The sequence below is a fragment of the Thalassovita taeanensis genome (assembly GCF_900110775.1).
GTDB lineage: Bacteria > Pseudomonadota > Alphaproteobacteria > Rhodobacterales > Rhodobacteraceae > Litorimicrobium > Litorimicrobium taeanense.
On the sequence record NZ_FOEP01000030.1, the window covers coordinates 1 to 4,529 of the forward strand.

A 4,529-nucleotide genomic window follows, 5' to 3' on the forward strand; every position below is an offset into this window, starting at 1 on the left:
GAGCGCGGTCAGGGGATTGCCGCGCGAGACAAGGCGCTTGCGGACCAGAAAGCGGCGACTGCGGCTGCGGGCAAAGCGCTTGAAGAGGCGCAGGCGAAAGCAGAACAGACCCATGCGGATTATGCGCTTCAGATGCGCATGCTGGCGATGTACAAGGTGGATCTAGATGATTTGCGGCAGCGCTACGAACAAAGTGAACTGCAGCGCCGTCAGCAAGATGATCTGTTGCGCAAACTGACGCCTCGGTTGGCGCAAGCGGCAGAACAGCTACGCCATCTGCACCTCCCCTCTGAAATCGCGCCCTCCATACCACTGTCAAAACCGAAGCCAGGAAAACAAAAGGAGACGGTGAAACGTAAGAAAAAGGTGGCCAAATCCACTAAAACCAGCCCTCGCAAAGGGGCGTCCCAATGACAGATGAGCGTGCGTTACAGGAGCTCGCGGAAGAATTGGAACAAAGTCTGGCGCTGCTGGGGAACTACCGGCAGGCTGTGGGGGATGATTTACCTATAGAGCGGCTGCCAAGCCTGTTGGAGCAGTGCCAAGCGCTGTGCGAAACGCCCGAAGCGCCGCTGTGTGTGCGCAGCATCCATCATTTTGCCTGTTCCGGGGGAACGCTGATCTCGAAAAGCTTGTCGGCGTTACCGAATATCGTGACGCTGAGTGAGGTCGATCCTTTGAGCCAAATGCAGGTTTCGTCAGAGAAGTCGCCACCGCCAACTTTTGCACCGACAGATCTAATCCTTGGGCTGCGGCACGCGGCGCGTGAAGTTGATGAGACGTTGCTGGCAGAGGTGTTCAACGCCGGGGTGCGAGTTTCGTTGGAGTATCTGGGGCGTAGAGGGTTGTATTTATTGCTGCGCGATCACACCCATTCCCAGTTTTGCACCGAACGGGATCCGGATGAGCGGCCAACCCTCTACGAAATTCTGTGCAATGCATTTCCGGTACATTCCTTGGTGACAGTTCGCCATCCGCTGGATTCTTTTTTGTCACTACGATTAAACGGATGGATCCTTTTTTCTCCTGCCACACTGGAGGAATATAGTCAGAGGTATCTGTCGTTCCTGGACCGCTATGGTGGCCTGCCGGTGGTGAAATATGAGGATTTTGTTGCTGATCCCGAACAGGTTCTGGCTCAGATGAGCGAAATTCTGAATCTACCCTTTAATCCGATGGCATTGGATATTCTTCAGGTTATCCGGCTAACCGGAGACAGTGGACGTGCAGGGGTGAGGATTTCTTCCCGTCCGCGCCGACAGGTGCCCGCCGAACTGGAAACGGAACGGGCCGAAAGTCTGGGCTATAAAGCCCTGTGCGATCGTTTGTCCTACGAGTTGTGAAAAAGAGTGAAATATCGTAAGCGTTCCCAGGACAGCACGGTCATCTTAGCTTGACGGCTTGAAGTTCCACGGGAGCAGGTCGTCGATGCCGCTTTGTGGGTGGCCATTGGCGATCGCTGTGAGGGTTGCCTTTAGATAGGCGAAGGGCTCGACGCCGTTGATCTTGCAGGTTTCGATCAGCGATGCGATGCGGCCCCAGGCGATACCGCCCTCGTCATGCCCGGCGAAGAGGGCATTCTTGCGATTGAGCGTGATCGGGCGGATCAGGTTTTCGACGCGGTTGTTGTCAATCTCGACGCGCCCATCGGTCAGGAATGTCTGCAGCCCGTCCCAGTGGTTATGAATGTAAGTCAGCTTTTCGGCCAGCCGGGATTTGGCAGAGATCTTGCGGCGTTGTGCTTGCAGCCATTCGCCGAAGGCCGCGACCAGTGGAGCACTGCGGGTCTGGCGGGCAGACAGGCGCTGGCTGGGCGAGACGCCACGGATATCGGCTTCGACGGCATAGATTTCGGCGATGCGGCGCAAGCCTCCGGCGGCGATCTGTGATCCATCGCGGTCAAAGACTTCCTTCAGCTTGCGGCGCGCGTGTGCCCAGCAATGGGCCACCCGAATGGGGGCACCGCCCTTGCGGGTCGGTTTGGTCAGCCGGTTGTAGCCCTGGTATCCGTCGATCTGCAGGATCCCGTCAAAGCCTGTCAGGAATGTTTCGGCATTCTCGCCCGCCCGGCCCGGGGCATAAAAGTAGACCACACCGGGTGGGTCCTCGCCGCCCCATGGCCGGTCATCGCGGGCCAGTGCCCAGAGATAACCTGTCTTGGTTTTGCCCCGCCCCGGATCCAGCACCGGGGCGGTGGTTTCGTCCATGAACAGCTTGTCGGATCGTTTCAGATGGTCGGCCAGCCGGTCGACGACGGGCTTGAGATGGAACGCTGCCTTGCCGACCCAATCCGCCAGCACGGCGCGATGCAGTTCAAGGCCAGCCCGCGCCAGAATCTGGCTCTGACGATACAATGGCAGATGATCCGCGTATTTGCTGACCAGCACATGGGCGATGCTGGCCTCGGTCGGCAGGCCGCCCATGATCAGGTGCGATGGTGCGGGAGCTTGGATCACGCCGTCGGTGCAAGTCCGGCAGGCATATTTGGGGCGGACGGTGACAATCACACGCAACTGGGCCGGCACGATGTCCAGCCGCTCGCTGCGATCTTCGCCGATCTTGTGCATGACACCGCAGCCACAAGGACAGATCAGGCTGTCGGGCTCGATAACCTCTTCGATGCGCGGCAGTGCAGCCGGGAGATTGCCGATGGTGCGCTTTGGCGCAGGCTTGGTTGTCGTCTTGTCACCTGCCTTGGCGGCCAAATGCTCCTTCTGCACCTCGAGCTCGGCCAGTGCGATGGACAGATTCTCAAACGCCAGTTGCCGCTCATCCTCGCTCAGCTTTTCCGACCGTTTGCCATGCAGGGCATGGTTCAGTTCAGCAATCAGGTGCTGTTGGCGTTGGGTGATATCCTGAAGTGCAGCGATCGTTTCCATCAAGGTCGCAACCACGGCACGCTGCGCGGCAGGGATAGTGGAAAGGTCAATGGCAGGCGTCTTAATCATGCCCTGAGACTACGATAAAACCACAGTAAAAACACGCAAAAGACGGCGGTTGATTCATTCTGCCGCAACCGGTGGGCGCGCCTCCAGCGCCTTGACTTTACGCCAGTCCAGACCGGCAAACAGGGCCTCGAATTGGGCGTGGTTCAGCGCCATCACCCCGTCCTTGATCGCAGGCCAGATGAACGTCGTATCTTCCAACCGCTTGTAGGCCATCACCAATCCTGTACCGTCCCAATACAGAAGCTTCAGCCGATCGGCACGGCGCGACCGGAACACAAACACCGTGCCGGTGAACGGATCCTTGCGCAGCACCGATGACACGATCGCCGCCAGACCGTCATGACCTTTCCTGAAGTCCACAGGCTGCGTTGAGACCAGAACCCGCACGCGGTTTGAAGGGAACATCATGGGTTGGCTTCCAGGCCACGCACGACCGATACAATCCGTTCCGCCGAGGCCCCGGCTTCCAGCCGGATCACGACTGCGCCGATGACAATCTCCGGTCGATCCTCCGCACCAGTTTTACCAAGCGGGGCAACGTCAACTGGTCCAACGATCAGAGACGCAAACTCAACAGGATCTTCCGGCGCAGGGAGCACCAGCCGTCCGGTCCGCGCCAGCGTGCGCCATGAGGACAGATGGTTCGCAGGCACACCATGCCGTCGCGCTACAGCATTCACGGTGCTGCCCGGCACCAGCGTCTCTGCCACGATCCGTGCTTTCAGCTCATCCGGCCATTTCCGCTTCCGACGTCCCCGGCCACCAACCGGGAGAACCTCCAATGTAGTCTCCATGGAGAAAATCCAGTCCAACAATCAACAGGGTCCAATGAACCCATCATGATGACAGACGGAAGGTGGTCGGCAGGAAACGCTTACGAAATATCGTAGCGGATCGAAGAACTTCTTGGAAGTAGGCGTACACAGCTTGGAACGGGGTGGCTCTGTTGCGCAAGGAGTGAGGGCTGCACTCAGGATGAGCGCAGCCGTGTAATCACGGATCGGATTGGGCGGGTGATTTTCCACGAACTCGAGGCGAAAACCTCGGTCAGGGTGTCAGACAGTGCCGTGGCGTCTTGCATTAGCTGGTGATGCTCCAGATGCAGGTTTCGATATTGTTGTTGCAGGTCTTTCTGCTCCAGTTGCAGGTTCTGATATTGCTGTTTCAGGCCTTGCTGCTGGTCTTTCATGGTGTGCAGGGCTGCGCGCGCCTGAACGGTTTGTGCGGCGGCCTGTTGCAACTGCGCCTCCATCTGAGCAAGATGATCGGCCTGCTCTTTCACGACGCGATTGGATTGCAGCAAATCCCCAGCAGTTTTAGATAGGGCCGCTTCCAGATCGGCCATGGATTGGAGCTGTGTTGAGAGGGTTTTCTGGCGGGTTGAGAGTTTTTCGGTCGCCGCCAGAAAGGCTGCGATATTGTCGCGCAGCAGGCCGTTTTCTGTCACCAGCGTTTGCTGTGCGGCTTCTGCCGCCCGCGCGGTTTCATGCGCGACTTTCCCGTCTTCGGTGGCTTTAGACAGGCCCTGGCGCAGCGTGTCGCGTTCTTTGGTCAGATCCTGAATGGATTTCTGGGCCTGTG

Annotated in this window: 5 protein-coding genes and 1 pseudogene; 2 read left to right on the forward strand and 4 right to left on the reverse strand. The window is 58.3% G+C overall.

Annotation, left to right across the window (positions count from 1 at the left end; genetic code table 11):
* Together BSF79_RS19895 and BSF79_RS19300 are read left to right on the forward strand one after the other, a co-directional pair.
* A partial coding sequence (locus BSF79_RS19895) for a hypothetical protein (protein WP_175545392.1) occupies positions 1 to 414 on the forward strand: 414 nt, incomplete at its 5' end.
* Positions 411 to 1,343 carry a sulfotransferase family protein gene (locus tag BSF79_RS19300; RefSeq protein WP_090271453.1) on the forward strand — a complete coding sequence of 311 codons (933 nt, stop codon included), beginning with the start codon at positions 411 to 413 and terminating at the stop codon, positions 1,341 to 1,343. The genes BSF79_RS19895 and BSF79_RS19300, both read left to right, overlap by 4 nt.
* Positions 1,344 to 1,388: 45 nt before the next feature.
* On the opposite strand, the gene tnpC is transcribed toward BSF79_RS19300, so the two are convergent.
* The 4 genes and pseudogenes from tnpC to BSF79_RS19900 form a co-directional block, all read right to left on the reverse strand.
* Positions 1,389 to 2,879 carry an IS66 family transposase gene (gene tnpC, locus BSF79_RS19305; protein WP_425443250.1) on the reverse strand — a complete coding sequence of 497 codons (1,491 nt, stop codon included), beginning with the start codon at positions 2,877 to 2,879 and terminating at the stop codon, positions 1,389 to 1,391.
* Between the two features lie 123 nt (positions 2,880 to 3,002).
* Entirely contained in the window at positions 3,003 to 3,356 is a 354-nt protein-coding gene (gene tnpB / locus BSF79_RS19310) for an IS66 family insertion sequence element accessory protein TnpB (RefSeq protein ID WP_090271456.1), read from the reverse strand.
* On the reverse strand, positions 3,353 to 3,742 hold the full coding sequence (tnpA, locus tag BSF79_RS19315; protein WP_090271458.1) for an IS66-like element accessory protein TnpA: 390 nt from the start codon (positions 3,740 to 3,742) through the stop codon (positions 3,353 to 3,355). Before tnpA ends, tnpB begins: the two co-directional genes overlap by 4 nt.
* Before the next feature lie 176 nt (positions 3,743 to 3,918).
* Positions 3,919 to 4,529, reverse strand: a pseudogene (locus BSF79_RS19900) (hypothetical protein); the annotation flags it as partial.

Coding starts and splice junctions, on each gene's coding strand:
- tnpB (WP_090271456.1), bottom strand. CDS start 3,356: ATGATGTTCCCTTCAAACCGCGTGCGGGTTCTGGTCTCAACGCAGCCT.
- tnpC (WP_425443250.1), bottom strand. CDS start 2,879: ATGGAAACGATCGCTGCACTTCAGGATATCACCCAACGCCAACAGCAC.
- tnpA (WP_090271458.1), bottom strand. CDS start 3,742: ATGGAGACTACATTGGAGGTTCTCCCGGTTGGTGGCCGGGGACGTCGG.
- BSF79_RS19300 (WP_090271453.1), top strand. CDS start 411: ATGACAGATGAGCGTGCGTTACAGGAGCTCGCGGAAGAATTGGAACAA.